The 27,000-nt window shown below is 67.6% G+C and carries 21 protein-coding genes; 10 read left to right on the top strand and 11 right to left on the bottom strand.

Annotation, left to right across the window (positions count from 1 at the left end; translation table 11 throughout):
* Positions 1-8: 8 nt before the first annotated feature.
* Complete coding sequence (locus tag MC45_RS18170; RefSeq protein WP_041394135.1) at positions 9-728, bottom strand: Crp/Fnr family transcriptional regulator; 720 nt, start codon at positions 726-728, stop codon at positions 9-11.
* Positions 729-924: 196 nt separating this feature from the next.
* On the opposite strand from MC45_RS18170, the gene MC45_RS18165 reads away from it, so the two are divergent.
* On the top strand, positions 925-1,215 hold the full coding sequence (locus MC45_RS18165) for a hypothetical protein (RefSeq protein ID WP_156143942.1): 291 nt from the start codon (positions 925-927) through the stop codon (positions 1,213-1,215).
* A 1-nt stretch (position 1,216) separates the two neighbouring features.
* On the opposite strand, the gene MC45_RS18160 is transcribed toward MC45_RS18165, so the two are convergent.
* From MC45_RS18160 to MC45_RS18150, 3 genes are all read right to left on the bottom strand, one after another.
* Positions 1,217-2,200, bottom strand: a complete 984-nt coding sequence (locus MC45_RS18160; RefSeq protein WP_041394132.1) for a GGDEF domain-containing protein — start codon at positions 2,198-2,200, stop codon at positions 1,217-1,219.
* On the bottom strand, positions 2,193-2,426 hold the full coding sequence (locus MC45_RS18155; protein WP_137897745.1) for a hypothetical protein: 234 nt from the start codon (positions 2,424-2,426) through the stop codon (positions 2,193-2,195). The genes MC45_RS18160 and MC45_RS18155 overlap by 8 nt, the downstream gene beginning before the upstream one ends.
* Positions 2,427-2,648: 222 nt before the next feature.
* Entirely contained in the window at positions 2,649-3,974 is a 1,326-nt protein-coding gene (locus MC45_RS18150; protein WP_041394128.1) for a chloride channel protein, read from the bottom strand.
* Between the two features lie 500 nt (positions 3,975-4,474).
* Here MC45_RS18150 and MC45_RS18145 point away from each other — a divergent pair, with 500 nt between their 5' ends.
* Together MC45_RS18145 and MC45_RS18140 are read left to right on the top strand one after the other, a co-directional pair.
* Positions 4,475-6,412 carry a methyl-accepting chemotaxis protein gene (locus MC45_RS18145; RefSeq protein WP_052075872.1) on the top strand — a complete coding sequence of 646 codons (1,938 nt, stop codon included), beginning with the start codon at positions 4,475-4,477 and terminating at the stop codon, positions 6,410-6,412.
* A 50-nt stretch (positions 6,413-6,462) separates the two neighbouring features.
* The gene (locus tag MC45_RS18140) at positions 6,463-8,163 is read left to right on the top strand and encodes a methyl-accepting chemotaxis protein (RefSeq protein WP_041394126.1); all 1,701 of its coding nucleotides are present in this window, start codon (positions 6,463-6,465) and stop codon (positions 8,161-8,163) included.
* A gap of 15 nt (positions 8,164-8,178) precedes the next feature.
* On the opposite strand, the gene MC45_RS18135 is transcribed toward MC45_RS18140, so the two are convergent.
* The gene (locus tag MC45_RS18135) at positions 8,179-8,613 is read right to left on the bottom strand and encodes a pyridoxamine 5'-phosphate oxidase family protein (RefSeq protein ID WP_041394125.1); all 435 of its coding nucleotides are present in this window, start codon (positions 8,611-8,613) and stop codon (positions 8,179-8,181) included.
* 193 nt (positions 8,614-8,806) lie between these two features.
* On the opposite strand from MC45_RS18135, the gene MC45_RS18130 reads away from it, so the two are divergent.
* Complete coding sequence (locus tag MC45_RS18130; protein WP_041394123.1) at positions 8,807-9,454, top strand: PAS domain-containing protein; 648 nt, start codon at positions 8,807-8,809, stop codon at positions 9,452-9,454.
* Here MC45_RS18130 and MC45_RS18125 read toward each other — a convergent pair.
* Entirely contained in the window at positions 9,451-10,221 is a 771-nt protein-coding gene (locus MC45_RS18125; protein ID WP_041394121.1) for a thioesterase domain-containing protein, read from the bottom strand. The two genes, MC45_RS18130 and MC45_RS18125, sit on opposite strands and share 4 nt — an antisense overlap.
* A 350-nt stretch (positions 10,222-10,571) precedes the next feature.
* Here MC45_RS18125 and MC45_RS18120 point away from each other — a divergent pair, with 350 nt between their 5' ends.
* Positions 10,572-13,616, top strand: a complete 3,045-nt coding sequence (locus MC45_RS18120) for a TonB-dependent receptor domain-containing protein (protein WP_052075877.1) — start codon at positions 10,572-10,574, stop codon at positions 13,614-13,616.
* A gap of 52 nt (positions 13,617-13,668) precedes the next feature.
* Here the strand turns inward: MC45_RS18120 and MC45_RS18115 are convergent, their stop codons facing one another.
* Together MC45_RS18115 and MC45_RS18110 are read right to left on the bottom strand one after the other, a co-directional pair.
* Positions 13,669-15,414: an aspartyl protease family protein gene (locus tag MC45_RS18115; RefSeq protein WP_041394119.1), complete on the bottom strand. Its 1,746-nt coding sequence runs from the start codon at positions 15,412-15,414 to the stop codon at positions 13,669-13,671.
* 111 nt (positions 15,415-15,525) lie between these two features.
* Complete coding sequence (locus MC45_RS18110) at positions 15,526-17,676, bottom strand: TonB-dependent receptor (RefSeq protein WP_041394117.1); 2,151 nt, start codon at positions 17,674-17,676, stop codon at positions 15,526-15,528.
* Positions 17,677-17,884: 208 nt separating this feature from the next.
* Between MC45_RS18110 and MC45_RS19440 the strand changes: the two genes are divergently transcribed.
* The gene (locus MC45_RS19440; RefSeq protein ID WP_156143941.1) at positions 17,885-18,025 is read left to right on the top strand and encodes a hypothetical protein; all 141 of its coding nucleotides are present in this window, start codon (positions 17,885-17,887) and stop codon (positions 18,023-18,025) included.
* Positions 18,026-18,049: 24 nt separating this feature from the next.
* Here MC45_RS19440 and MC45_RS18105 read toward each other — a convergent pair whose 3' ends face one another.
* Entirely contained in the window at positions 18,050-20,128 is a 2,079-nt protein-coding gene (locus MC45_RS18105) for a TonB-dependent siderophore receptor (RefSeq protein WP_052075871.1), read from the bottom strand.
* Positions 20,129-20,281: 153 nt separating this feature from the next.
* On the opposite strand from MC45_RS18105, the gene MC45_RS18100 reads away from it, so the two are divergent.
* The 4 genes from MC45_RS18100 (at position 20,282) to MC45_RS18085 (ending at position 24,673) form a co-directional block, all read left to right on the top strand.
* Positions 20,282-21,544, top strand: coding sequence for a S41 family peptidase (locus MC45_RS18100; RefSeq protein WP_052075870.1), 1,263 nt, complete (start codon positions 20,282-20,284; stop codon positions 21,542-21,544).
* A 63-nt stretch (positions 21,545-21,607) separates the two neighbouring features.
* The gene (locus tag MC45_RS18095) at positions 21,608-21,814 is read left to right on the top strand and encodes a TOBE domain-containing protein (RefSeq protein ID WP_041394113.1); all 207 of its coding nucleotides are present in this window, start codon (positions 21,608-21,610) and stop codon (positions 21,812-21,814) included.
* A 1-nt stretch (position 21,815) separates the two neighbouring features.
* Positions 21,816-22,193: a winged helix-turn-helix domain-containing protein gene (locus tag MC45_RS18090; protein ID WP_041394111.1), complete on the top strand. Its 378-nt coding sequence runs from the start codon at positions 21,816-21,818 to the stop codon at positions 22,191-22,193.
* Positions 22,194-22,282: 89 nt separating this feature from the next.
* Positions 22,283-24,673, top strand: a complete 2,391-nt coding sequence (locus tag MC45_RS18085) for a TonB-dependent receptor (RefSeq protein WP_041394110.1) — start codon at positions 22,283-22,285, stop codon at positions 24,671-24,673.
* 82 nt (positions 24,674-24,755) lie between these two features.
* Here the strand turns inward: MC45_RS18085 and MC45_RS18080 are convergent, their stop codons facing one another.
* On the bottom strand, positions 24,756-26,027 hold the full coding sequence (locus tag MC45_RS18080; protein WP_041394231.1) for a PQQ-dependent sugar dehydrogenase: 1,272 nt from the start codon (positions 26,025-26,027) through the stop codon (positions 24,756-24,758).
* Positions 26,028-26,172: 145 nt separating this feature from the next.
* A complete protein-coding gene (locus tag MC45_RS18075; protein WP_041394230.1) occupies positions 26,173-26,898 on the bottom strand; it encodes an SDR family oxidoreductase in 726 nt (241 codons plus the stop codon).
* Positions 26,899-27,000: the final 102 nt, after the last annotated feature.

Here is a 27,000-nt window from a genome sequence, read left to right as displayed (position 1 = left end):
TTCCCGGATCAGGCGGTTCTGCTGCGGCGATGGAGATAGCCATCGTCGAAGCCGGCGATGCGGACCAGCTTGGCGGGATCGCTGACCTCCAGGCTGCCGCGGTTGAGCGTCATCGCGCCGGCGACGCGCAGCTCCTTGAGCACGCGGTTGATGTGCACGCTGGTCATGCCGAGCGCATCGGCGAGCAGCACCTGCGACAGCGGCAGCGCCAGCGACTGTTCGCCGGTAATCGCGATGTCGCGCGCGCGCAGGTACAATTCGCACATCAGATGCGCGACGCGCTCGATGCTGGTGCGGCGGCCCATGCTGGTGATCCAGGCGCGCATCGTGCCTTCGTCGACGAGCTGCGCGATATACATCGCGCGTGCCACCGCCGGCCGCTGCGCCATCAGCCGGTCCATGTCGACGCGGTCGATCGTCACCACCTGCGCCGGCGTGATCGTCTGGATGCTGTGATCCATTTCGGCGAGCAGGCCGATGTGGAGATCGCAGGCATCGCCCGGCATCAGGAACGCCAGCACCTGCCGCGTGCCGCTCGGCAGCACCTTGTAGCGGCACGCCCAGCCTTCCATGATCACGAACACCGGACCGGGCCGATCGCCCTCGCGGATCAGGTCGTGCCGCGTCTTGACGAGTCGCGGGCGGGCGGTGAGCGCGAGCAGGCCGGCGACGTCCTCTTCGTCGAGCGGCGAGTAACCGCGTAATTTTTCGACGAAGAGATTGGTCATGCTGCTTCATCACACAGGAGCCCAGCATGTAATATTGCTCAAAGTTATATACAGAAATTATATACAAATATTGATGCAGGCATGAGGCAGCCGGCGCGATTCCTGCTAGCTATGTCCTTGTCGGCCATATCCCAGGCTCCGCCGGCTGCGAGACGCATGAGACGCTCGCGCCTGACCGGAACGGATGACGCGCATCATGATCGACGACACTCGCGACCCCGCCCCCGACCTTGCGCCCGACAGGGCTGCACCGCCGGCTGCCGACGCGCATGGCGAAGCGGCGCTGCTGCTGGTCGAAAGCCTGATCCACGGCCTCGTCGCCCGGTCCGTGCTCAGCGTCGACGAGGCGATCGCGCTCGTCACGGTGGCGATGGACGCGCGGGCCGAGATCGTCGCCGAGCGCGGTGAGCGCGAGGAGGCGCAGGACCCTGCGCTTGCCCTTCTGTCGGGGATCAGTGCCAGCCTCGCGTTCGACGCCGGCGGGTGAGCTACGCCGGCGCGAGGCGCACGCAATTGCGCCCGCCCGCCTTGGCGGCATAGAGCATCGTATCGGCACGCTGCAGCCAGGCCGGGAAGGATGCGATGTCGGGGCCGAGCGCGGCGACGCCGAAACTCGCGCTGACCGGCAGCATGCGGCCGTCGGTGAGCGCGATCGGGTGATCGGCGATCGCACCGCGCAGCCGCTCGGCGACGACCATCGCGTCGTCGCCGTTGGTCTCCGGGAGCAGCAGCGCGAATTCCTCGCCGCCCAGCCGGCCGAGCACGTCGCTCGGGCGCAGCGCCACGCCGACGACCTCGGCGACGCGTTGCAGCACCTGGTCGCCGATCGGATGGCCATAAGTGTCGTTGACCGCCTTGAAATGGTCGAGGTCGAGCATCACCAACGTGCTCGACCGCCCGTAGCGGCACGACCGCGCGATCTCGCGCTCCGCCTGTTCGACGAAGCCGCGGCGGGTCAGCGCGCCGGTGAGGTGATCGACTTGCGCGATCATCCGCAGCTCGAGCTCGTCGGAGACGATATTGGCGAAATTGCCGAGGATCGCGATCTCGGCCGCGGTGAACTGGCGGACGACGGTGTCCATCGCGCACAGCGCGCCGACGTTATAGCCCTCGGGGGTACGCAGCGGGATGCCGGCATAGCTGCGGACATGGGGCGGCCCGGCGACCAAAGGGCTGGCGGCGAAGCGCGGATCGGCCTGCGCATCGGCGATGATCAGCGGCTCGCGCTGCTGGATCGTGTGGGTGCAGAAGGAGATCGCGCGCGGTGTCTGCCGGCAGTTCATGCCGCGTTCCGCCTTGAACCATTGCCGGTCACGATCGACCAGCGTCACCGTCGCGATCGGCACCGCCAGCACGGTACGGATCAGCGTCACGATCTTCTCGAACGGCGACTCCGCCGCGCTGTCGAGCACGTCGAGCCGGCGCAGTGCGGCGACGCGCGCATCCTCGTCGTGCAGCCGGGCGTCATCCATGCAACTGCCCCCTCAGCATCTCGCGCAACGCGGCGGTGAGTTCGTCGGCATAGCTGTCCACCAACGTGCGGACGCTGGTGGCGACCATAGCCTCGTCGACGCCCGCCGCGCGCAGACTGGCGATCAGCGCGGAGAGATGCTCCTGATGGCGGGCGACGCTCGCCGCCAGCTCGGGCGGGATCGCCAGCGGCGTCGCGCCGGGCGGCATCGGCCGAAGCTCCTCCATATCGCTCTCCCTCCTGTGCGGCGTGTCCTTGCCTCCACGCTAGACCGCAAAGGTTAACGTGCGGAAAAAGCTCATTATTGCAGGGCCGCGGCAAAAGGCCGGCTGCCCCCGGACGAGGGGCAGCCGGAGGAGTCCATCAAAGGATCGCCAGGCACAGGGTAAAGAGGCACTGGCAGGCCGATACTAGCAGCCGCGCCATAAGTGTGCCACTAATATAATACACTAAGGCGCCTGATGCGGTGAAAAGGTCGCCGACAGGCCGTGGTAGAGTTTCTCGCGGCACACCGCCTGGCTCGCCCAGTCGGCGAGGAAGGCCGCGGCGAACATCTGCAGCATCAGTCCGCGGCTCGCGGTCGTCTCCGACAGGATGATTACCGCGGTCAGTGGCGCGCGTACCACGCCGGTGAAATAGGCGACCATGCCCAGGATCACCACCGCGCCGGTGGGATCGGCGGGGAACAGCGCGTGGAGCAGGTTGCCGACGCCCGCGCCGACCGCGAGGCTCGGCGCGAAGATGCCGCCGGGCAGCCCCGCCACCGCCGTCGCCAGCGTCGCGACGAACTTGGCCGGGCCGAACCACAAGGGTGCATCGACCCCGCCGATCATCCCGCGCGCGGCGCCGTAACCGGTGCCCCAGGTCATGCCGGTGGCGACGCCCAGTCCGGCGACGACCAGCCCGCACAGGCCGGCGAACAGCAAGGGGTGCGCCTTGCTCCACCGCGTCAGCCGGCTGCCGCCGCGCGCCAGCGCCAGCATCGCGCGCGCGAACAATCCGCCCGCCAGTCCGCCGGCGAGGCCCGCCACCGGCACCACGACCAATGCCGCGGTCAGCGACATATGCGCGCCGATCTCGCCGAAATAGACGTAATTGCCGGTCAGGCTCTGCGCGACCATGCCGGCGATGACGATCGACGACAGCACCATCAGCGTCATCCGCTGCTCATAGGCGGCGGCCAGTTCCTCGATCGCGAACAGCACGCCGGCGAGCGGCGTGTTGAACGCCGCGGCGACACCCGCGGCGCCGCCCGCGATCACCACCGTGCCCTTCATCGTCACGCGCATCAGCCGGTGGCTGACCCCCATCACCGCCGCGGCGATCTGCACCGTCGGCCCCTCGCGCCCGACGCTGCCGCCGCACAGGATCGCGCCCATCGTCAGCAGCGCCTTGCCCGCCACCGTCTTCACCGCGATCAGATTGCCGGTCGCCGCGGCGGGGTCGGCGCGCGCCGCCATCACCTGCGGGATGCCCGATCCGCGCGCCAGCGGCACGTAGCGGCGGGTCAGCCAGACCAGCGCCACGAACCCCAGCGGCGTGGTCAGCAGCGGCAGCCACGGCAGCCGCCGCACGTATCGGTCGAACAACAAAGCGGTCGCGTCGGCGGCTTCGGCGAACAGCACCGCGACGATGCCGATCGCGACCGCGCCGGTGATGACCGCGATCCGCTGGCGGAAGCGCACCGAGGTCGGCCCGCGCGACCGCAGCAGCGCGCGGAACCGCGCCGGCGTCCAGCGGCGACCGCGGCGGGGAAGCGTCGGTGTATCGGGCATGCCGCCCTCTTAATCTCCCGGCGCGGCGATCGTCACCCGTCTTGTCCCCGCATCGCCGCGGGTTACGGCCCCGGCGCCGCTGGTGATGGCTCCGGCGTTACGCCGATCAGGAGCGTACGGCGTGTCGTCGTCATCGTCATGCGCCGACCATAACGTATCGGCGAACGTGTGTTGCATGAATAATACGGATGAAAAGGATCGATCGCCGGCCGGGCCCATTAACTCGATCTTAAATCCATATCGGACATATGCGTGATCCAGCGTTTTCCTGTTTCTTTGTTTCGCGTTTCACGTGTTCGAATATGGCGTCATGATAATGTGACGCAATAACCTGCGGTTTGCCTGTCTTCGGCGCCGCCTGACATGCTTGCCCCGCCATGACCCGGCGAGGCTGTTCTCGTTGCCGGCAGCGCACGGTGGCCGCCTCACCAGCGGCGGCCCGCGACGCATCATGCCGGTCTGTTGTTCGACGTTTCCCTCCGTATCAAAGGCAATTGGTCATGCGACCCTATCTCTCGTTGAAGGATTCGGCTCATATCCAGACCGCGGTCGCGGAAGTGCGTCGCCTGCGCGGCGCCTTCGCCGAAGGCCGCCTGACCGAGCGCGGCGACGTCGCGGCAGGCAGCGGCGAGGTCCGCGAGTTGCTGAACGAGATCAACGCGATGCTCGACGCGGCGACCGCGCCGGTCGGCGCCTTCAAGGATGCGGTCGCGACCATGTCCGCCGAGCATGAGCGCGGCGACATCGACGTCGTGCTGCCCGCCGCGCAGTTCGTCGGCGACCTGCGCGTCGCCGCGCAGGACGTCAATTACATGGTCGCCAGCCATATCGCCGCGAAGAAGAAGACGATGGCCTGTGTCGCCGCGTTCGGCGACGGCGATTTCGAGGCGCCGCTCGACGCCTTCCCGGGCAAGAAGGCGTTCCTCAACGACACGATCGAGCGGCTGCGCGGCAATCTCAAGGGGCTGATCGCCGAGATGAACCGGATGTCGGCCGAGCACGACAAGGGCGACATTGACGTGTTCGTACCCGTCGACGCCTTCCGCGGCGATTTCGCGACGATGGCGGCGGGGATCAACACGATGGTCGCCGGCCATATCGCGGTGAAGAAGCAGGCGATGGCCTGTATCGAGCAATTCGGCCAGGGCCATTTCGATGCGCCGCTCGACGCCTTTCCCGGCAAGAAGGCGTTCATCAACGACACGATCGAACTGCTGCGCACCAATTTGCGTGCGATCATCGCCGAGATCCAGCGGCTGATCGTCGCCTCGACAGCCGGTCAGCTGCGCGAGCGCGGCGACGCGGCGCGCTTCAGGGGCGATTTCGCCGGGCTGATCCAGGGCGTCAACGGCATGCTCGACGCGATCCTGCTGCCGATCGGCGAGGGCAATCGCGTGCTCGATCTGGTCAGCACCGGCTCGCTGCTCGAACGCGTCGCGATCGACTGCGACGGCGATCACCAGCGGATGAAGGACGCGATCAACACGCTGGTCGAGTCGCTCGTCAGCTTCGCCGGCAACGTCTCGGGCGCGGCCGACCAGGTCGCCAGCGGCAGCCAGCAGCTCTCGTCGAGCGCCGAGCAGATGAGCCAAGGCGCGACCGAACAGGCCGCGGCGGCCGAGGAAGCCTCGGCATCGATGGAACAGATGGCGGCCAACATCAAACAGACCGCCGACAATGCCGCGCAGACCGAAAAGATCGCGCGCCAGTCGTCGACCGAGGCGGAGCGCAGCGGTGTCGCGGTCGATCGCGCCGTCCGGGCGATGCGGACGATCGCCGAGAAGATCGTCTTCGTCCAGGAGATCGCCCGCCAGACCGACCTGCTCGCGCTCAACGCCGCGGTCGAGGCGGCACGCGCCGGCGACCACGGCAAGGGCTTTGCGGTGGTGGCGGCGGAGGTGCGCAAGCTGGCGGAGCGCAGCCAGACCGCCGCGGCGGAGATCAGCGCGATGTCGTCGGACACCGTCGGTGCGGCGACCGAGGCGGGCGAGATGCTCACCCGGCTGGTGCCCGAAATCCGCCGCACCGCCGAGCTGGTCGCCGAGATCAGCGCCGCCTGCCGCGAACAGGATATCGGCGCCTCGCAGATCAACCAGGCGATCCAGCAGCTCGATCAGGTGACGCAGCAGAACGCCTCCGCCTCCGAGCAGATCTCCTCGACCGCGGGCGTGCTCGCCGACCAGGCGGAGGAATTGCAGCATAGCATCGCCTTCTTCCGCCTGCCCGAGGATGCGGTGCGTCCCGCCCGCACCGTCGCGCATCGGCCGGCGCCGGTGCCGGTGAAGCGTCCCGCGATCAAGGGCACCAAGGCGGCGCGGCTGCTGGCGCCGCGCGCCGGCACGCGCATCGACCCGTCGTCGCGCCTGCGCGGCTTCACCCTCGACCTCGCCACCGGCGGCCCCGATGCCGAGGATGTGGAGTTCGGCCGCATGGGGTGATGCGTTTCCCAGCCTACAATGTCCTATATTGTTACGGCTGGGGAACGAACATGCGCGCGACGATCAAGGTGAAGATGGCGATGACCTTCGCCGTCCTGATGCTGCTGCTGGTCGGCGTGGTCTGGATCGGCATCAGCCGGATGGATGCGCTCGACCGCGCGGTCGACGATCTCGTCCACGGCCCGGCCAGACGGCTGGAGATCGCCCAATCGTTCGTCATCAAAGCCAATATCGTCGTCCGCCAGGAGAAGAATCTGGCGCTGATCGACGATGTGACGCAGATGCGGCAGCTCGATGCCGACCTGATGACGACGCGCAACGAGGCGCAGAAGCTGCTCGCGAGTGGCCTTGCCGGCGCGACCGACAAGGAACGACCGCTATGGCAGCAGGCGCAGGCGAAATGGGCCGAATTCCTGCCGGTCCACGATCAGGTCCGCACGCTCGCGCTCGCCAACCGAAATGCCGAGGCAGGCGCGCTGTCGGTCAATCAGTCGCGCCTGCTGGTCAATGCGCTGGTCGCCATCGCCGACCAGATCGTCGATCAGGCGCGTACGCAGATGGTCGAGGCGAACAGCGAGACGCACGCGCTCTGCAATTCGGCGCGGCGGGCCTTGTTCGTCACCGCCGGGCTGGCGTTGCTGATCGGGTTCGTCGGCTGCTTCTGGCTGTCGCGGATGGTCGCGCAGGGATTGCGCACCACCGGGCAGGCGATCGAGACGGTTGCGGCCGGCGATCTGCAAAGCGAGGTGCGCGTCACCGGCAACGACGAGATCAGCGATCTGGTCGCCACCGTCAACACCATGTCGGGCCGCCTGCGTTCCGTGGTGCACAGCATCGGCGAGGCGGCGCACAAGGTCGCGGCGGGCAGCATGCAATTGTCCGCCTCGTCCGAGCAGATGAGCCAGGGCGCGACCGAACAGGCCGCGGCGGCCGAACAGGCGTCGGCATCGATGGAGCAGATGGCGGCCAACATCAAACAGAATGCCGACAATGCCGCGCAGACCGAGAAGATCGCGCGCCAGTCGGCGCGGGATGCCGAGGACAGCGGCGTCGCGGTCGATCGCGCGATGCAGGCGATGCGCACGATCGCCGAGAAGATCGGCATCGTCCAGGAGATCGCCCGCCAGACCGACCTGCTCGCGCTCAACGCCGCGGTCGAGGCGGCGCGCGCCGGCGACCACGGCAAGGGCTTCGCGGTCGTCGCTGCCGAGGTCCGCAAGCTCGCCGAGCGCAGCCAGGCCGCCGCGGCGGAGATCGGTTCGGTCTCCTCCGATACCGTCGTCGCCGCCACCCAGGCGGGCGACATGCTGACCCGATTGGTGCCCGACATCCGCCGCACCGCCGAGCTGGTCGCCGAGATCAGCGCCGCCTGCCGCGAACAGGACCTTGGCGCAAATCAGGTCAATCTGGCGATCCAGCAGCTCGACGAGGTGACGCAGCAGAATGCGGCGGCCTCGGCACAGATCTCGGCGACGTCGGAGACGCTCGCCGACCAGGCGGAGGAGTTGCAGCAGACGATCGCCTTCTTCCGCTTCGACGATACCGGCCTGACCAAGGCCAGGGTCGCGCGCAAGGCGGTGGTCGCCGCCACGCCACGCCGCCTCGCCGTCAAGGGCACCAAAGTGGCGACCCTGAGCAAACCCCGGCCGGGATCGGTGCTCGACCAGCAGGCGCGCGTCCGTGGCTTCGCGCTCGATCTGACCAGCGGCGGCCCGGATGCCGAGGATGCGGAGTTCAGTCAGGTGGCGTGAGGCCGCCGGGCCGCGTCAGGGCGTTATCTCGCCCTCGTCGCTGCCGTCCCAATAGCGGATGCGCGCGGCGTCGACGCGGATCATCACGATGCCGGGCGTGTCGATGCCGTCGGGGAAGTAGCGGTCGAGATCCTTGGTCCAATGGTCGGCGAATGCCTGACGGTCCTCGATCAGCGCGGCGCGGCCCTCGACGGTGACGAACAGCGGCGGCCCGCCGAGCATCCCGGCCGCGCCGGTGTAACTGAGCGTCGTGTGCGGATCGTCGCTGAGGTCGGCGATCTTGCGCGAATCCTGATAGGAGAAGAAATAGCTTTCGCCGCGATAGTCGACGTCGCCGTTGTTGCTCATCGGCCGTGCGGTGATGACGCCGGCCGCCGAGCGGGTGGCCATCATCGCGAAATCGAGCTTGGCCATCTTCTTCGACAGATCGTGGAGCGTGAGGTCCGTCATGCGGCATGTCCTTTGCTGGGCGCGAAGGTGCGACAGGCACCGGCCGCTGGAACGAACGCCGGCACCGTTCGGGTGCGTCGCGTGCCCAAGCCCATATCGCCGCGAAGAATAATCGGTTATGGACTAAGATGCTGCTTTACCACGATACTCTGGCACCCGCCGCGGCACGGGGGCCGGCACCATAGGATTCGGAATGCCTGTTGCGCATTGTGTCTCGAGCACGGCGGGAACGATACTCGTCGCGGACAGCAATTTCTGTCGCCTGCTGCAACGGCCGCATGCCGAATTGATCGGCGCCTCCTATCGCTCGATCACCGTCGCCGAGGATCTCGACAAGAGCGCCGACATGCTCGGCAGCCTCGTCGACAAGGCGGCGCCGACCCGGCTGCGCAAGCGCTATTGGCGCCCCGACGGCACCACCGTCGAGGTCGACCTGCTCGTCTCGCGCTTCGATGCGGCGGGGCATCTGGTCTCGACGCTGTCGTGGCGCGAGGATGAGGCCCCGCGCGACACGCCGCTGCGCATGTGGAAGGCGGCGCTGCGCCTCAAGCACCTCTACAGCCTCAAGATGGAGGAATTCGGCCGCGAGCTGTTCGGCGACTTCCCCGGTCTCATCCTGCTCGACCTCTATCTCGCCGAGGCCGAGGGGCGGCTGGCGTCGGTCGCGGACGTCGCCGGATCGACCGGCCTGCCGGTCGACTCGGTGCAGCGCTGGCTGCGGGTGCTGGCGCAACGCCGGCTGGTGCAGTCGTCCGACGGAACGGCGAGCGTCCAATTGGGCCACGACGGCCTCGGCAAGATCGAACGGCTGCTGACCGCGGCGCTCCAGCCGGTCGACTAAACGCCGCTCGCGGGTCGGTCGTGCAGCAGGTCGGCAAGATCGTCGTACAATTCGGGCTGTTTGAGGATCGTCCAGTGATCGCCCGGCATCCGCCTCATTTCGAAGCTCGCGGCGAACCGGCTCCAGCCGAGATCGGCCGCGGTGATCCGCGGCCGGTGCTTGGCCGCCTTGTACAGCAGCACGCGCCCGCCATAATCGGGCAGGGTCGTTCCCGTGATCGCATCCACCCAATAACGCACGAGGAGGCGCATCCGTGATCCGTTGATATGCTTGGGGCTGATCTTATTCCCCAGCCGCACGTACGCCCGGGCGACGCGCAACAGGCCGCCGCGGATCGCCAGCATCGTCGGCAGGTTGATGACGATATAGCGCAGGCCCCGCGCCAGCTCGGTCCTGACATCCTGCGCGAGGCTCAGTGCGGCGGGTGGATAGACCGCGCTGCTGTCGATCATGATGACCAGGTGCGGCGCGCGGCCGCGGCGCGCCAGCCGGTCGGCGAGCGCGAAGGCGAGCGTCCCGCCGATCGAATAGCCGACCAGCACGACGCGCTGCGCCGTCGGCGTCGCCGACAGAGCGGGTTCTAGCAGATCGAGCAAGGCGGCGAAGGTCCCGGCAGTCCGCGGCGCCATGCGGAGATCCGGCACGCTGCGCAGCTGGTGGACGCTGCCGAACCGCTCCAGCGTCGCTACCAACGTGCGGACGTGATGGCCCGCGTCGTCGCCCAGCCCGGGAAGCAGCAAAAAGTAATAGGGGAGCGCTGCCGTCATGCCTTCGCATCATAATCGATGACCCGTTGAGGCTTGCTTACCGGCAGCAGCGGTGCGGGCGGTCGACGATGCCGGGCGGCGCGGAGGCATCCGGTCGCGGCGGTGCCGATGGGAGCGGTCACCGCCTGCCCGTCAGCGCCCCTTATGGCACGCATGCCACACCTGCCGGGATAAGTGCCTCCAAAATCAAGATGTATTTACTTTAGGAGGAAATTGGTATTATCCCGGTCTGGTGAGGACCTGATTTGGTTCCGACCGCCAGAACAGTATCGATAGCGTTACCAGGCGGCGAAAAGAGAGGGAGAGGCGTGTTGATTCACTCGGTTTCGCGTATCGCATTGATCGGTGCGATGGGGCTTTGGACCCTCCCGGCGATGGCGCAACAGGCGCCTGCCGCGACCCCGAATCCGGCCTCGCCCGATGCCGTCACGCAGGCGGCGCAGGCCGATCCGCAGCCCGGCGCCGATGCCGAGGTCGCCTCCGACACCCGCGCCGCGGCGATCGCCGGCCAGTCGGGTGATGCGCCCAGCTCGGGCGAGATCGTCGTCACCGGCACGCGCATCAACCGCCCCAACGTCACCTCGGCCGCGCCGATTACCTCGGTCACGCAGCAGGACATCCGCGCGCAGGCGCCGGTCAACGTCGAGGACGTGCTCAACCGCCTGCCGCAGGTCGCACCCGACAGCCAGCAGACCTACAACGATTCCGACGGTCGCCAGCGCATCAAGCTGCGCACGCTCGGCTTCGAGCGGACGCTGGTGCTGATCGACGGCAAGCGCCTCGGCACGCAGAACGGCCAGGACGTCGGCATCATCCCGCCGTCGCTGCTCGAGCGCGTCGACGTGCTCACCGGCGGTGCCTCGTCGGTCTATGGTTCGGACGCGGTCGCCGGCGTCGTCAACTTCGTCCTGCGCAAGGACTTCGAGGGCGTCCAGCTCGACGCCAATTACAATTTCTACAATCACAACAACAAGGACACGATCGTCTCGCCGCTCGCCCGTGCCGCCGGTTTCGGCAGCCCGCGCGGCCTGACCAACGACGGCGGCCGTGCCGACGTGACGCTGACCGCCGGCACCAAGCTGCTCGACGGCAAGCTCCACCTCAGCGGCTTCGTCAATTATCGCAAGACCGACGAGGTCCCCCTCACCTCGCGGTCGAACGCGGGCTGCTACATCACCCAGCTGCAGCTCAACGGTCCGCTGTCGTGCGGCCTGACCCCGAGCAGCTCGACCAGCGGTCTGATCACGCCGCAGGCGGGCGCCAACGCCGGCGGACAGTTCGTCAACAATCCCGACGGCTCGCGCAATTTCGTGCCGTTCGCCGCAGGCCCCGGCAACGCGTCGAACTATTTCAGCGGCTATGCCTATCAGCGGCCGTCCGAGCGGGTGAACGCCGGCGGCTTCGCCACGCTCGAACTCGCCCCCGAGGCCGAACTCTATGCGTCGGGGATCTGGTTCCGCGACAAATCGTACAACAACTATCCGACGATCGCGAGCGGCACCGTCAACGTCAATTGCAGCAACCCGTATCTGTCGGGCACGCAGGCGACCACGATCGGCTGCGGCGCCGGTACCACCAGCGTGCCCGTCACGCTCGCCTATCGCCTCGGCGAGAACAGCGACCGGCCGGATACCTATGTCAACACCGGCGTCCGCCTGACCGGCGGTGTCCGCGGCAAGGTCGGCGATGCCTGGACCTATGACGTGGGCGGCGTCTACGCGCGCAACCATCAGGATTACATCCCGAGCTTCGGCATCCCCGGCAATCTGCAGAATGCGGTCAACGTCGGCGGCACCGCGGCGGCACCGACCTGCGCGAGCGGCGCGGCGGGCTGCGTGCCGTTCGACATCTTCAGCGCCGGCAACACCGACCCTGCGCTGATCAACTATCTGTTCGGCACCGGCACCTCGGTGACCACCGGTACGCTGTACGACGTCCAGGCCAATATGACCGGCGACCTCGGCAAATACGGCATCACCTCGCCGTTCGCCGAACAGGGTCTGGCGATCGCGCTCGGCACCGAATATCGCAAGGACACACTGTCGTCGCGCGCCGACGCCGCCTATCGCAGCGCGCTCGGTGGCAATGACACCTATCTCAGCCAGGACGTCTGGGAAGCCAATATCGAGGTGCAGGCGCCGCTGGTCGAGCACAAGCCGTTCGCCGAACTGGTCCAGCTCAACGGCGGCTATCGCGTCTCCAAGTACAGCAGCAACCCGAGCACCTTCAACACCTGGAAGGTCGAGGGCGTCTACGCCCCGGTCCGCGACCTGACCTTCCGCGCCTCGTTCAACAAGGCGCAGCGCGCGCCGACCGTCGTCGAGATCCGTCAGGCGAGCAACATCGAGTTCGCAGGCGGCGGTTCGGGCACGTTCAACGACTTCTGCGCACCCACCGTCACCACCGGCGCCAATGGCGTGACCTATGGCGCGCCGATCGCCTCGCGCGAAGTGTGCCGCGCGACCGGCCTGTCGGACGCGCTGTATGGCAGCCAGACGCTGTTGTGCAGCAACGGCACCACGCCGAACGGCACGGCCGCCTGTTCGGTGCGCTCGGGCGGCTTCACCGCCGATCCGGAGACCGCCTACACCCAGACCTACGGCCTGGTGGTCAAGCCGCGCTTCATCAAGGGGCTGGTCTTCTCGGTCGACCGTTACCGGATCAAGATCGACAACTCCCTCGGCTACAACGACTATAGCTATTACACCGATGGCTGCCTGCGCTCGGGCGGCGACCAGTTCTTCTGTCAGGGCATCGTCCGCAACCCGACCACCGGCACGCTCTTCGCCAACGGGACGAACGCGACCACCGGCTATATCCGCCAAGGCACGACGAACTATTACACCTCGATCGCGCAGGGCTGGGACTTCCAGGCGCAATATGCGCTCGACCTCGACACGATCGGCCGTCTCGACTTCGGCTTCAACGGCTCGCTGACCACCTTCGCCGGCGGCCAGGATTCGCCGGTGCAGCCCGAGCGCAATTGCGCGGGCTATTACGGCAACGGCTGCGGCCAGCTGATCCCCAAGTGGAGCCATGGCCTGCGCACCACCTATACGACGATGGACAAGAAGTTCAGCGCCTCGTTCAACTGGCGCTATGTCGGCTCGCTGACCAACGCCAACAATTCGGGCGATCCGGCGATCGGCGGCACCCCGGAGCGGGCGCTGACCAATTACTATCGCGTCGCGCCGCAGAACTATTTCGACCTGGCGCTCAACTTCGCGATCGCCAAGCAGTTCGCGCTGCGCCTGATCGCCAACAACCTGCTCGACAAGAGCCCGCCGATCGTGCCGGATTCGTACAATATCAGCCTGGCACGCAGCAACACCATCCCCCAGCGTTACGACTCGCTGGGCCGCAACATCGCGATCGGCACGACGATCAACTTCTAAGCCTACAACCAGACCTGAAAGAGGCCTGCCGGACGTTCCGGCGGGCCCCTTTTCAATTGATGCCGAGCAGCCGGAAGCGTTCGTTGAGATGCGGGGCGATCTTTAGCGCCGCGGCGCGGTCGGTGTCGGCCGCATTCGTCTGGCCGAGATGGCGTTCGGCGAGACCGCGGCCATAGAGCGACCAGGCGTCGCGCGGCGCCAGCGCGAGGCTCGCCGCATAATCCTCGACCGCTTTGGCGTAATCGCCCATCCGCAGCCGGATCAGCCCGCGCGTGTCGAAAAAGCGCGGATTGTCGCGGCGCTGGCGGATTGCGCTGTCGGCATCCGAGAGCGCCGCAGCAAGATCGCGACCGGCAAGCGCGCGCACCCAGGCGCGATCGTTGAGCGCGACCGGCTTGCGACTGTCGTCGGGATGGACGTGGAGCCAGCCGTCGAACTGCGCGACGGCGCTATCGAACCGGTCGATGTCGCCATAGAGCGCGCCGAGCGCCAGCCGCAGGTCCGACGCTGCGGGGGCGGCGCGATCCGCCGCCTCGATATCCTCGGTCGCGGCGGGGCGGTCGTGCGCCGCCAGCCGCATCCGCGCGCGCAGCACGTGCGCCTCGGCATCGTCCGGGGTGAGCGCCAGCGCCTTGTCGAGATCGTCGTGCGCCGCGCCGGTCTGCCGCTCCATCAGCCGTACGGTGGCGCGCTGGTAGTAATAATGGCCCTGCTGCGGCGCGAGCCGGATCGCCTCGGTAAGGTCGGCGTCGGCCTGGGAATATTGGTGGCGCGCGGCGAACACCATGGCGCGCTGCGCCAGACCGGCATCGTCCTTGGGATCGAGCGTCGTCGCGGGCAACGCAAGCACGGCGCCATTCTGATCGACCGCGCGCGCGGGAGTGACGTTGAACACCGGCCCGCCATCGTAGGTGAAGAACATGCGATGGTCGGCATTGGCGACGTAGATGCGGTGCGACAGGAAGAAATCGGCCCCGATCAGCATGTCGGCATCGAGGCCGATATCGCCGATGCGCAGCTTGGTGCGGTGGATCTGCTCCCCGCCGATGGTGAGCGCATCGAACGGCGCGAGCCAGGTCTGTACGACGTGGCGGCCGATGCCGTGGCTATAGCCCGCGGCGACGACCCCGGGGCTGGTCGGCGTGATGCCGGCGCGTGCCGCGGCGGCCAGCGACAGGATCGTGCTTCCGGCTCCGGTGTCGAAGACCGCGCGGATCTTGGCGCCGTTGAGTAGCACGGTAGCGATCGTATGCGGCTGGTGGACGTCGCGCGGCAGGATCGCCAGCTCCGATACCGGCCGTCCGCCCGCCCAATATGCGAAATCGACGTGCGCGCAGCCCTTGGGACGCAGCAGCCGGATCGCACCATGGCCGAGGTCATATTCGACATCGCCGATGCCGAGCACGTTCTGGCCGAGCAGTCCGGTGCCCGGCCCCACTTCGCTGCCGCCGACGATGAAGGGGACATCGTGCAGCGGGATACCGGCGAGCGTCAGCGTCCTGACCCGTGCCAGCTCGGCCTGTGCGCTGCCGCCGACGCCGCGGATCTGATAGCCGGGTGGCAGCAGCGACAGCGACAGGCCCAATTGCCTGGCGTTGCCCGGCGAGATGCTGCTGAAGAAGGCACCGCTGTCGGCGACGAAGCGCACCGGCTGGCCATTGACCTGCGCGTCGACCATCGGCTTCTCGCCGACCATCGTCACCTTGAGGTCGGCGAGCTGCGCGACCTCGCATTTCGCCCAGGCAGTGCCGGGCATCGCGAGGGCCAGTGACAGCAGGGCGAGCCGGGCGAAGGACATGCGGCACTCTCCGCCCGCGGTGCTGCGGGCGGGAGGAGGATGCTGTCGCCGCTACGGTCAGGCAAATGACAAAGGTGTCAGGGATCTGCCCGATGCGGCCCGCGCTGGGCGTCAGCCGAACGCCTTGCTGACCCCGAAGAAGACGCCGCGCCGCGGGCCATATTGCGGCGCGCCGACGCCGACCCCGCCGCCATCGCGGATCTCATATTTATGGTCGGCGACGTTGATGACGTCGAAGCGCACGTCGACGTTGGGCGCGGTGAAATGGTGGCTCGCGGTCAGGTTGACCTGCGCATAGGGCGACAATTTGGCGCCGTTCGGCACCGCACCGTCGGTGCGCAGGCCCGAACCGTAGAGCAGGCTGCCGCCCAGCTTGGTCCCGGCCAGCGCGCCCGTGCGCATCGCATAGGACAGGCCGCCCGAGCCGGTGTAGCTCTGGTCGTGATCGAGATAGATGTAATGGTCGGCGATATAGGCGAGATCGTCGGCGCCGAAGCTGAACTGGCTCGAGACGATGTCGCGCCCCTTCGCCTTGGCCGCGGCGAAATTGGCGTACACGCTCCACGGCCCGCGGGCGTAGCTCGCATTCGCCTCGATCCCGCCGATCCGCCCCTGCGCATAGTTGAACGGCGTCAGGATGATCGGTGCGCCGAACTGGCCCTCGTCGATCAGGTTCTTCGAGATGCGGTAATAAGCGTCGATGCCCCAGGTGAGATGCGCATCGGGCTTCATCTGGAAGCCGGCGTCGAAATAATGCTGGCGCTCGGCGAATGGCGTCGTGTCGGTGGTGACCGCCGGATAGGCGCTGGTGCCGGCGAGCGAGGCGACGCTGGTCACCGCGACATTCTCGAAGGGCGGCGGCACGAAATAGCGCGCATAGCCGATATGGCCGGTGAAGCGGGCATCGGGCTGCCAGACCAGATTGGCGCGCGGGCTGAGCTGGTTCTCGGTGCGATAGCCGGCATAATGGTCGTAGCGCGCGCCATAGTTGAGCGTCAGCGTGCGCGCGAACGCCCATTCGTCCTGCAGATAGCCGCTCAGCGTCACCGCGGTCTTGGCGGCGCGATCGGCGATCACGATCGGCTCGCCCGCCTGCGCGCCGTCGTCGTCGACCGGGAAGACGTTGGTCTGCGTCGCGCTGGTGCTGCGGTCGCGGCTGGCGAGCAGGCCGCCGCGCAGCGTGTGCGCGCTGCCGAGATGGTAGACCGCGTCGGTCTGCGCGCCGATCATGAAATCCTGCTTGAGCGCCGCCTGCGCCTGGCCGTTGAACAGCAGTTCGCCGAGCACGTCGGGGCGATAGCGCAGCGACGAATAGCGGCCGAACACCGACGCCTGCACGGTCAGCGGCTCTGCGTCGTGGAGGATGCTGAGCTGCCCGAAGCCGGTGCGTTCGAGCTGGCGCTCGTCGAGCGCCTCGCTCGGAAAGGCGGTGCGGCCGCCGACCGACCAGGTCCCGTCGGGCTGCGCGCCGACCGGATTGGGGATCTGGAACCATTGGTTCGAATAGCCGCCGACGAACGAGATGCGGTTGTTGTCGTTCAGGATGTGATCGACATAGGCGAAGCCCTGATATTGGTCGGTATCGTCGTGCACCGGGTTCGACCGGCCGTCGACGCTCTCGATGCCGAGCGCGTCGTGGCGATAGTCGCCCGAGACGAAGTAATTGGTCCGCCCGGTCGAGCCGCCATAGGTGAAGCTCGGCTCGATCGTGTCGTGGCTGCCGCCGTACAGCGACACGGTGCCGCCGTTCTGGAACAGCCCGCTCTTGGTGGTGATATCGATGATCCCCGCGCTGCGCAGGCCATATTGCGCGGGCAGCGCGCCGGTGAGCAATTCGAGCTTGTCGACGAGGCGCGGCGACAGCGTCTGGCCGAACACCGCCAGCCCTTCGGGCAGGATGGTGCCGTTGATGCGATATTGCAGGCCGTTATGATCGTCGCGGACGTGGAACTGGCCGAAGCCGTCCTGCACCACGCCGGGCAATTGCAGCAGGATCTGGTTGAACTGCTGGTTCTCGCCGCCCGGCAGCGCCTGGATCGTCGCGCTGGTCATCTCGTAGCTGGTCGCGCCGAGGCTCGGCTGGATATGCGCGCGCGCCGCATCGAGCCGCTGGCCGGTGACGACGATGTCGGTGCCCGCACCCGCATCGCCGGTCTGCGCGGCCGGCGCGGTTGCGGGCGGCACCGGCGCCGGCGCATCCTGCGCGCGGGCGATCGACGGGGCGAGGAACGGCAGCAGGCTTACGATCAGGGCAGGTCGCATCGGCGTCCCCTATGTTATAGTGTAACATGATCTCCCGGGCCGCAGCCCCTGCACCGCACGTTCGCCACCGGCAAGCCGAACCGGCGATGATGACGCATTATTCATCAGGACGTTAGCCGAACGGGCGACTGGCCCCCTTCGCGCGCCGGACCGTCGGTGCCGTTTCTGCGCGCTCGTGCGTTTGCACGGTACAGCAGAGGACGAGACGATGAACCCGATCCGCATTCCGGGCAACGAGCCCGACCCCGGCGATATGTCCACCGAGCCGGGCACCGGCATGCCGAACGACAGTCCGGCGGAGCATGATCTGCCCGATGACGAGGCCGATAAACTGGGTAATTTCGCTTAGACGAAACGCCGTGCGTCGGCGTGGTCAGAGCCCGATCCGCAAGGACGCGCGCACCGTTCGCGGTGCGCCGGGGAAGACCCACAACCTGCTGTAGGAACTTGCGGCATAGCGGGCGTCGAAGAGGTTGTCCGCTTCGAGCCGGACGTGCAGCACGTCGGACACCGGCGCCTCGATCGCGGCCTTCGCCTTGACGTAGTCGGGCAGCACCAGCGGCACGGCGTCGAGCGATCCGGCGCGGTCGCCGACATAGCCGATGCCGCCGCTGAGCTGCCATGTGCGGTTCGCCAGCGGCAGGTGGTGCACCACGAACACGGTGCCGGCATGGGCGGGAACGCCGAGGACCCGCGGCGTCGCGAAGGCCGCGTCGTCGTTGCGTGCATCGACCCAGGCGTAATTGGCGACGACCTGCCAGCGCTGCCCCAGGCGCAGCGAGGCGTCGACCTCGACACCCCGGCTGTTCAACTCGCCCACCGGCGCATTGAACCCGGCGTCGATGGGATCGGTGGTCAGGATGTTCGTCTTCGCAATGTCGAACCAGGTCAGGCCGACGTCCAGTCCTTGCCAGCGTCCGGCAACGCCCACTTCATAGCCGCGCGCCTGTTCGGGGGCGAACCCCTCCCCGGTCCGGCCGGTGCCCGAGTTGAGGAGGAAGGACTCACCCCAATTGGCGTGGACGGAGACATGGTCGTCCACCGCATAACGCGCGCCGGCGCGGAACTTGACCGGCGCGTCGACGGTGCGTCCGGTACCGCCCGTGGTGTTGTTGACGATCGTCTGGCGATAGGGATCGATCCTGGCCCCACCGACGAGGGTGAGCCGATCGGTCGCGTCCCACATGTCCTGCACGTAGAGCGTGCCGGCCCAGCGGCGCTCGTCGTTGTTGGTGAAGGGCAGAAGCGGCGCGGCGATCGCGCCATAGGTTGGCGCAGGATCGTACAGATCGACCGCATAGGGCGCCGCCCCGGTGGGATTGCGGCGCATCCAGCGCTCGCCATAGGTCAGGCGATAGCCCTTCAGCCCGAGGCTCACGCGGTGCCGTCCGACGTCGCCGGCGAGTTCCAGCCGTGCGGACAGATCGTCGACGGCAAAGTCGCGCGACCGGCGCTGGCGCCATAGCTGCGTGCCGACGATCCGCGACTGATCCGCGGAAAAGCCCTTGAGCGATCCCGTCCGCCACACGACACCGCCGTTCAGCGTCCAGCGGGTGTCGAGCCGCGCGAGGCCGGTGAGCTGATGGCGCATATTGCGGAACCGCGTGACGCCGTTCGCCGGCTCGCCGTAATAATTGGAGCGCGGCAGCGCATTGGCATCGTCGCCGACGGCGGGGATGCCGCGATCGAACGGCGTGTCGAACCGCATGATCTCGCCGAGATAGGTCAGGCGAACCGCCGCGCTGGGCTGCCAGGTCAGCGATGGCGAGACGATGCGGCGCCGGAGCGAGACGGTATCGCGCCAGCCGTCGCTGTCCTCCGCCGCGACGACGATCCGTGCGGCCAGAGTGTCGCTGATCGGCCCCGTCGCATCGAGCTCGGCCCGGCGCGTATCGAACGATCCGTAGGTGACGGCAGCATGCGCATGCGACGAGAAGCGCGGCACCTTGCTGACGATGTTGACCCGCGCGCCCGGATCGACGTCGCCGAAGACGGCACCCGCGGGCCCTTTCAGCACCTCGATCCGCTCGACCGTCGCGGGATCACGGGGCGGCGCCATGCCGCGATTGGCGACGAAGCCGTCGACGTAGAATTCGGCGCCGCCATCGGGCGTGCCGAGAAAGCCGCGGATGGCGAAATTGTCGAGGACACCGCCGCGATTGTTCTGCTGGCTGAAGCCGCTGACCAGCTCCAGCGCATCGCTGAGCCGGTACGTGCCCGCCGCTTGCAGGACGTCGTGTTCGAGCGAGCGGCTCGACTGCGACATCCGCTCGGTCACCGGATCGGACGACAGCGTCCGATCGACCGTGCTGCGCGTGCCGAGCACGACGATGTCGGCGCGTTCCTCCTCGACGTCCTGCGCCTCCGCGGCGAGCGGCGCGGCACCGATCGCAAGGACGTACCCCAAAGCGGACGGACGGAAACGACGGACGAAGCCGGTTGTAAGAGGCATGCGGTCTCCAGGCACCGGTCCATCATGCGATGTGTTGGCGTTAGGTATGTTGCAACGTATCATAAAGCCACTTTGCTGCGACGCAATACCGCCTGCATTCGACCGTCGGCATCGCCCTTCCCGTGGCGCGCCGATTGTCCGATACCACACGCCATGATTGCACCGCGCCTGCTCGTCCCGCTCTGCGGATGGATGCTATTATCGAGCGTTGCCGCGAACGCGCAGCAGCAGTCCCCGCCGCCTGCGTTCGACGCCGCCAAGGCATGGTCCTCGTTCGAAACGCTGTTGCACGACAATTACGGCTATTTCGATCGGGCGGGCATCGACGGCGATGCGATCCTCGCCGCCTTTGCGGCCCGGGCCAAGGCTGCGCCGTCCGACAAGGCGTTCATCGATACGCTCCAGTTGGTATCGCACAATTTTGCGGACCCGCACTTCATCGTCGGCCCCTTCGAAGCGGACGATTGGGCGATCATCCCGACATCGTCGGACCTGTTCGGCACCTATGATGGCGCGGCGTTCCGGATCGGCGAGGTGCGGGCAGGCAGCGATGCGCTGGCCAAGGGCGTCCGGTCGGGGATGACGGTGCTGCGGATCGACGGAGACACGCCGCGCGCCGCGATCGAGGCGGTGACCGGCCGCCCGTTCGCCGCGTTGAGCCCGGTCCAGGTCGCTTTCGCCTTCAACGTGGCGCTGGCGGGACGCCGCAAGCAGCCGCGATCGCTGGACATCGTCGATGGCCGGCGCCGGCGTACGATCGCGCTGGCGGCGACGTCGGACCAGGCGGCTCGTATCGAGACCGGTCCGCTTGTCGATGTCGAACGGCACGGCACGCTGGGCATCATCCGGATCAACAACGCCTTGGGCGATCAGGCGCTGATCAAGCAGTTCGGCGAGGCATTGGCGACGCTGGCGGACACGACGACGCTGCTGATCGATCTGCGCAATACGCCGAGCGGCGGCAACACCAGTGTGGCGCGGGGGATCATGGGGCATTTCGTCGATCACGACCGGCCCTACCAGACGCACGTCATTCCCTATGAGACGCGCGTGCTCGGGCCGACGCGCAAATTCACCGAATTTGTCGCGCCTTATGGCCGCCATTACGCCGGCAAGGTCTATGTCGCCGGCGGCCATTGGACCGGCAGCATGGGCGAGGGATTGATGATCGGCTTCGACGCGATCGGGGCGACGACCGTCGGCACCGATCTCGCCCATCTGCTCGGCGGATTGAGCAACGAGACGATCGACGGATCGGCCGCCAAGGTCGATATCGGCACCGAGCAGCTGTTCACCGTCACCGGCCTGCCGCGCGAAGCCTATCGGCCAAACCTTTATCTCGACCGCGCCGAGCGCGATCGGACAGCCGATCCGGTGCTGACTGCGACCGGCAGCGGCGGATCGCCCGCGCGATGATGCCCCGTGGCGATCGGCGGGCGATCGACGTAGACGGGTCCGACACGATGAGGAGGATGAACGATGAAGCTGAGCGCGCGTAACCAGATTTCCGGCACGATCGTCGCGATCACGCCCGGTGCGGTCAACGGCACCGTCAAGGTCGACATCGGGGGCGGCACCATCGTCACCGCCAGCATCACCGAAGAGGCGATTGGCGACCTCGGCCTCGCCGCGGGTGATACCGTGACGGTCATCGTCAAGGCGAGCGACGTGATGATCGGCAAATGACATGAAGATCGGCCCGCTCTGGCTCAAGCTCCAGATCGCCTGCGGCGACGCCCTCGCTCTGGGGCCGGGCAAGGCCGACCTGCTCGACGCGATCAAGACGCATGGCTCGATCTCGGCGGCCGGGCGCGCGCTCGGCATGAGCTACCGGCGCGCATGGCTGCTCGTCGACGAGATGAACCGCTGCTTCGACCCGCCGGTCGTCGAGACGCTGCGGGGCGGCGGGGTGGAGCGGGGCGCGCGCATCACCGACACCGGCATCCTGGTGCTGCAGGCGTATCGCGAGATGGAAGCCGAGGCGGCGACGATCGCCGATCGCCCCGCCTATGCGCGGCTGCGCGCCAGCCTCCGCCCGGAGCCGCTGCCCCCCGCCGCGCGCTGAGCCGATCCTCTATATACGCCTGAATACACAGTCGATATACGCCCGGATATAACGAGCGCGGACGCCCCGCGCCAAAGGGGTGTTCATCGATGTCCAAGCGTCTCGCGGTCTTGCTGGGTGCGGTCGCCATGCCTGTCGTCGCGGCACCCGCCGTCGCGCAATCGACCACCGCCGACCCGACGCAGGCCGAAGCCGCCGACGACACGGACGGCGTCGCGGACGTCATCGTCACCGCACGGCGCCGGGCGGAGAATGCGCAGAAGGTCCCGGCCGCGCTGTCGGTGGTGGGCGGCGCGCTGATCGACCAGAGCTATACGGTCAACACGCAGGGGCTGACGACGCTGATCCCCAGCCTCAACTACAGCTCCGCCAATCCGCGCAACACCGCCTTCACCATCCGCGGTCTCGGATCGAGCGTCGTCGCGGTCAGCCAGGCGAATGACGGGCTGGAGCCGGGCGTCGGTTTCTACGTCGATCAGGTCTATCACGCCCGCCCCGCCACCGCCGCGTTCGACTTCGCCGACCTCGAACAGGTCGAGGAACTGCGCGGACCGCAGGGGACGCTGTTCGGCAAGAACACGACGGCTGGCGCGCTCAACATCACCACGCGATCGCCGACCTTCACGCAGGAGGGCTTCGCCGAACTGTCCTACGGCTCCTACAATCTCGTGCAGGCCAAGGGCTGGGTCTCCGGCCCGATCACCGACAGCATCGCCTATCGCCTGTCTGCGGTGTCGACGCGACGCGACGGCGTGATCGACAACATCCGCACCGGCCGCGACACCAACACGCTCGGCACGCAGGCGGTGCGCGGGCAATTGCTGTTCAAGCCCGACGACGCGATCCAGATGCGGGTCATCGCCGACTTCACCAATTTCCAGGCCTATTGCTGCGGACAGGTCTATCTGCGCACCGGCACCAGCCTGCGTGCCGCCAGCCGGCAGTTCGGCGGTCCCGCCGGCCTCGCCGCGCAATTCGGCTACACGCCGGCGAGCACCAACGCCTATGATCGCGTCACCGACATCGACGGGCCGCTCGGCGTCGACACCAACGAAGGCGGGGTCAGCGCGATCACCGACTGGAACCTCGGTTTCGCGACGCTCACCTCGGTGAGCGCGTGGCGCTTCTGGAACTGGGATGCGGAGAACGACCGCGATTATACCGGCCTGCCGATCCAGTCGTCGCAGCACATCCCCTCGCGGCAGGACCAGTACAGCCAGGAGCTGCGCCTCGCCTCGAACGGTACCGGGCCGATCTCCTATGTCGTCGGCTTATATGGCTTCCGGCAACGGATCGTGGGGCGGCCGATCAGCATCTACGGTCCCGCTGCGGCGCGCTATCTGATCGGCACGACGACGGGCACCAACAACACGGCGGTGCCGGCCAATCTGCTCGACGGCTATGGCCAGGATGGCCGCACCGACTTCCGCAGCCGCAGCTATGCCGCCTTCGGCGAGGTCAATTGGCGGATCGTGCCGACCGTCACGGCGACGCTCGGCCTGCGCTACACGCAGGAGGACAAGGACGGCTATTACAACACCACCGTCTCCGGCGGTCCGGCGACGACCAGCGCCGCATTGATCAACGCGCGCCTCGGCGTGCTGCGGCCGCAAAGCTATGACGCACACGACAGCGACGGCAGCCTGTCCGGTCGCGGCAACATCGCGTGGCAGCCGACCGAAAACACCATGGCCTATGCGAGCTATGCGCGCGGTTTCAAATCGGGCGGGATCAACATGTCCGGCCTGCCGCTCGACAACAGCAATCGCCCGGTGCTGGCCACCGCGGTGGTGCGCCCGGAGCGCAACGAAACCTATGAGGTCGGGATCAAGAACACGCTGTTCGACCGGCGCCTGATCGTCAACATCGACGGCTTCTACACCAAGGTGCACGACTTCCAGGCGACGGTGGTCGAGAATTCGCTGACCCAGACGGTGCAGCTGCGCGGCTATCTCTCCAACATTCCCGAGGTGACGGTTAAGGGAATCGAGGCGGACGTCACCGCCGTCCTGCTGCCCGGCCTCAGCGCCCGCACCAATTTCGCCTATTCCGACGGCGAGTATAGCAACTACCCGGCCGGCCCCTGCCCGCTGGAAGTTCAGACTGCCGCGACGACGCAGTGCAGCCTGACGGGCCGACGTCTTGCCTCACTCCCGCACTTCGCACTGACGGCGGGGCTGGATTACACCCGGCCTGTCGGTACGGGCGCGGTATTCGTCCACGTCGATACCGCCTCGCGCAGCGGCTATAACGGCGACCCCAGCCTGTCGCGCTTCACCTACATCCGCGGCTACAATCTGACCAACGCCAACATCGGCTATCGCTTCGCCGATGGCCTCGAGGTGATCGTCTGGGCGCGCAACCTGCTGGATGCCGACTATATCCAGAATTTGACGATCCAGGCGGGCAATTCCGGCCTGATCCTCGGCTCGCCGAGCGACCCGCGCACCATCGGCGGCACGATACGCTTCCGGATGTAGCGCTGCGGCCGATGGCGAGGCGCTGCAAGCCACCCAGGAGATCTACGGGGTCAATGCGAAGGCCGAAGAGGCGTGGTTACGGTCACGACGTGCGGCGCACCAGCCAGACGGTGTCGCCCGCATCGTCGACGACGAACACCGCGCCGTCCTCGCGCGTCTGGACGCTCACCGGGCGGCCGTAGACTTCGCCCTTTTTGGCATCGGCGACGAAGCCGGTGAGGAACGGCTGCGGCGCCGCGGTCGGCCGACCTGCCGAGAACGGCACCGCCAGCACGTCATAGCCGCTGAAGCTGGCGCGGTTCCACGATCCGTGGCGCGCGACATAGGCGGTCTGCCCACCCCCCTTGGCGAAGGCGAGGCCGAGCGCCGCGGCATGCGCCCCGACCGCGACGTCGGGCATCAGCGTCGTCGCGAGCAGATCGCGGCGTTCGTTGGCGTGGCGGGGGTCCTGCCTGCCGTAATAGCTGTACGGCCAGCCGTAGAAGCCGCCGTCGCGCACGCCGACGAGATAATCGGGCGAGATGTCGTCGCCGATCTCGTCGCGCTCGTTGACCGCGGTCCACAGCACGCCGCTGGCCGGCGCCCACGCCATGCCGACGGGATTGCGCAGGCCGGAGGCATAGATCCGCTCGCGTCCGCTCGCGACATCCACCGCGAGGATGCCGGCGCGGCGCTTCTCCTCCGCCATGCCATGCTCGCCGACGTTCGAGGCCGAGCCGACCGACACGTAGAGCGTCCGCCCATCCGGGCTGAGCAGCAGGTTGCGCGTCCAATGGTTGTTGTAGCCGCCCGCGGGCAGCGCGATCAGCGGCTTGGGCGCGGCGGTGATCCGCGTCTGTCCGGGCTGATAGGGAAAGCTCACCACCCCGTCGGTATTGGCGACGTAGAGCCGGCCGTCGGCATATTGCATCCCGAACGGCTGGTTGAGCCCCTCGCGCAGGACGAAGCGTTGCTCGGCGACGCCGTCGCGGTCCGCGTCGCGCAGCAGCGTGAGGCGGTTGGCGCTGTATCCCGCGGTCTTCGACAGCGCCTGGCCGCGTTGCACCTCCGGCTCGGCATCCAACTTGGGCTTGGTGCGCGCCTCGGCGACCAGCACGTCGCCATTGGGCAGCAGCAACGCCTGGCGCGGATAGTCGAGACCGCCGGCGAACTTGACCACCTCATAGCCGCGTGGCGCGACCGGCGTGCACCCCTCGGGCCAGCCGATCGTGCGCGGATGGTTGATCACCGATGCCGTCGCATAGGGTTCGGGCTGCGGCGCGAGCCCGACGACCTTGGGTGCGGACTGCGCATGCGCCGCCCCGGCGAGCATCGTCGAGGCGAGGACAAGGTGCGCAATGAGGGTCTTGGTCATGGTGGCTCCGGCTTCGTCGACCTTGGAACCGCCCGCATCGGTCACATATCCCTCGCGACGCCCGCGACACAAAATGTAACCTGATCGCGCATGCCCCCGACGGCCCCCGCCCCCCCGGGGCGGGCCGTCGGGAGGCGTCCGGGGGCTACATTCCGGCGACCGTCGGTCGGACGATGACCTCGTTGATATCGACGCCGTCGGGCTGCGCGAGCGCATAGCGGATCGCGCGCGCGATCGCGTCGGGGGTGAGCGACTTCTGCCGCCACGTCGTCAGTGCCGTCGCGATGTCCGGATCGGTGATGTCGTTGCCGAGCTCCGTCGCCACCACGCCGGGCGAGATGATCGTCGTGCGGATGTCGTCATGCTCCTGCCGGAGGCCTTCGGTGATGGCCCACACCGCATGTTTGGTCGCGCAATAGACCGCCGCGCTGGGCATCACCATATGCGCCGCGATCGATGCGACGTTGACGACATGCCCCGATCCCTGCGCGACGAAGCGCGGCAGCACCGCGGCGATGCCGTTGAGCACACCGTGGATGTTGACGTCGATCATCCGCGTCCATTCGTCCTGCTTCAGCGCGGCGAGCGGCGAGAGCGGCATCACGCCGGCATTGTTGACGAGCACGTCGATACGCCCGAACCACGCCTGCGCGGCGTCGGCGAAGGCGGCGAAGCTCGCCGCGTCGGTGACGTCGAGCGCCTGCCAGCCGACATTGGCGCCGAGCTCGGCCGCGAGCGCTTCCAGGCGGTCGGTCCGGCGCGCGCCGATGAACAGACGGGCGCCCGTCGTGGCCAGTTCGCGCACCGTCGCCTCGCCGATGCCGCTGGAGGCACCGCTGATGAGGATGGTCTTGTCGATGACGTCGGTCATGATGCTTTCCTTGCTGTCGCTGTGACGCGACACAGGTGGCACCGGCGCCGGCCGGAGCGTGAGAGCGATCCCCCGGACGTATTGCACGATCCTCCGAAACCG

This window comes from Sphingomonas taxi (assembly GCF_000764535.1).
GTDB classification, from domain to species: Bacteria; Pseudomonadota; Alphaproteobacteria; order Sphingomonadales; family Sphingomonadaceae; genus Sphingomonas; species Sphingomonas taxi.
Note: the sequence above shows the minus strand (reverse complement) of the source record. Positions and strands in the feature narration are given on the sequence as shown.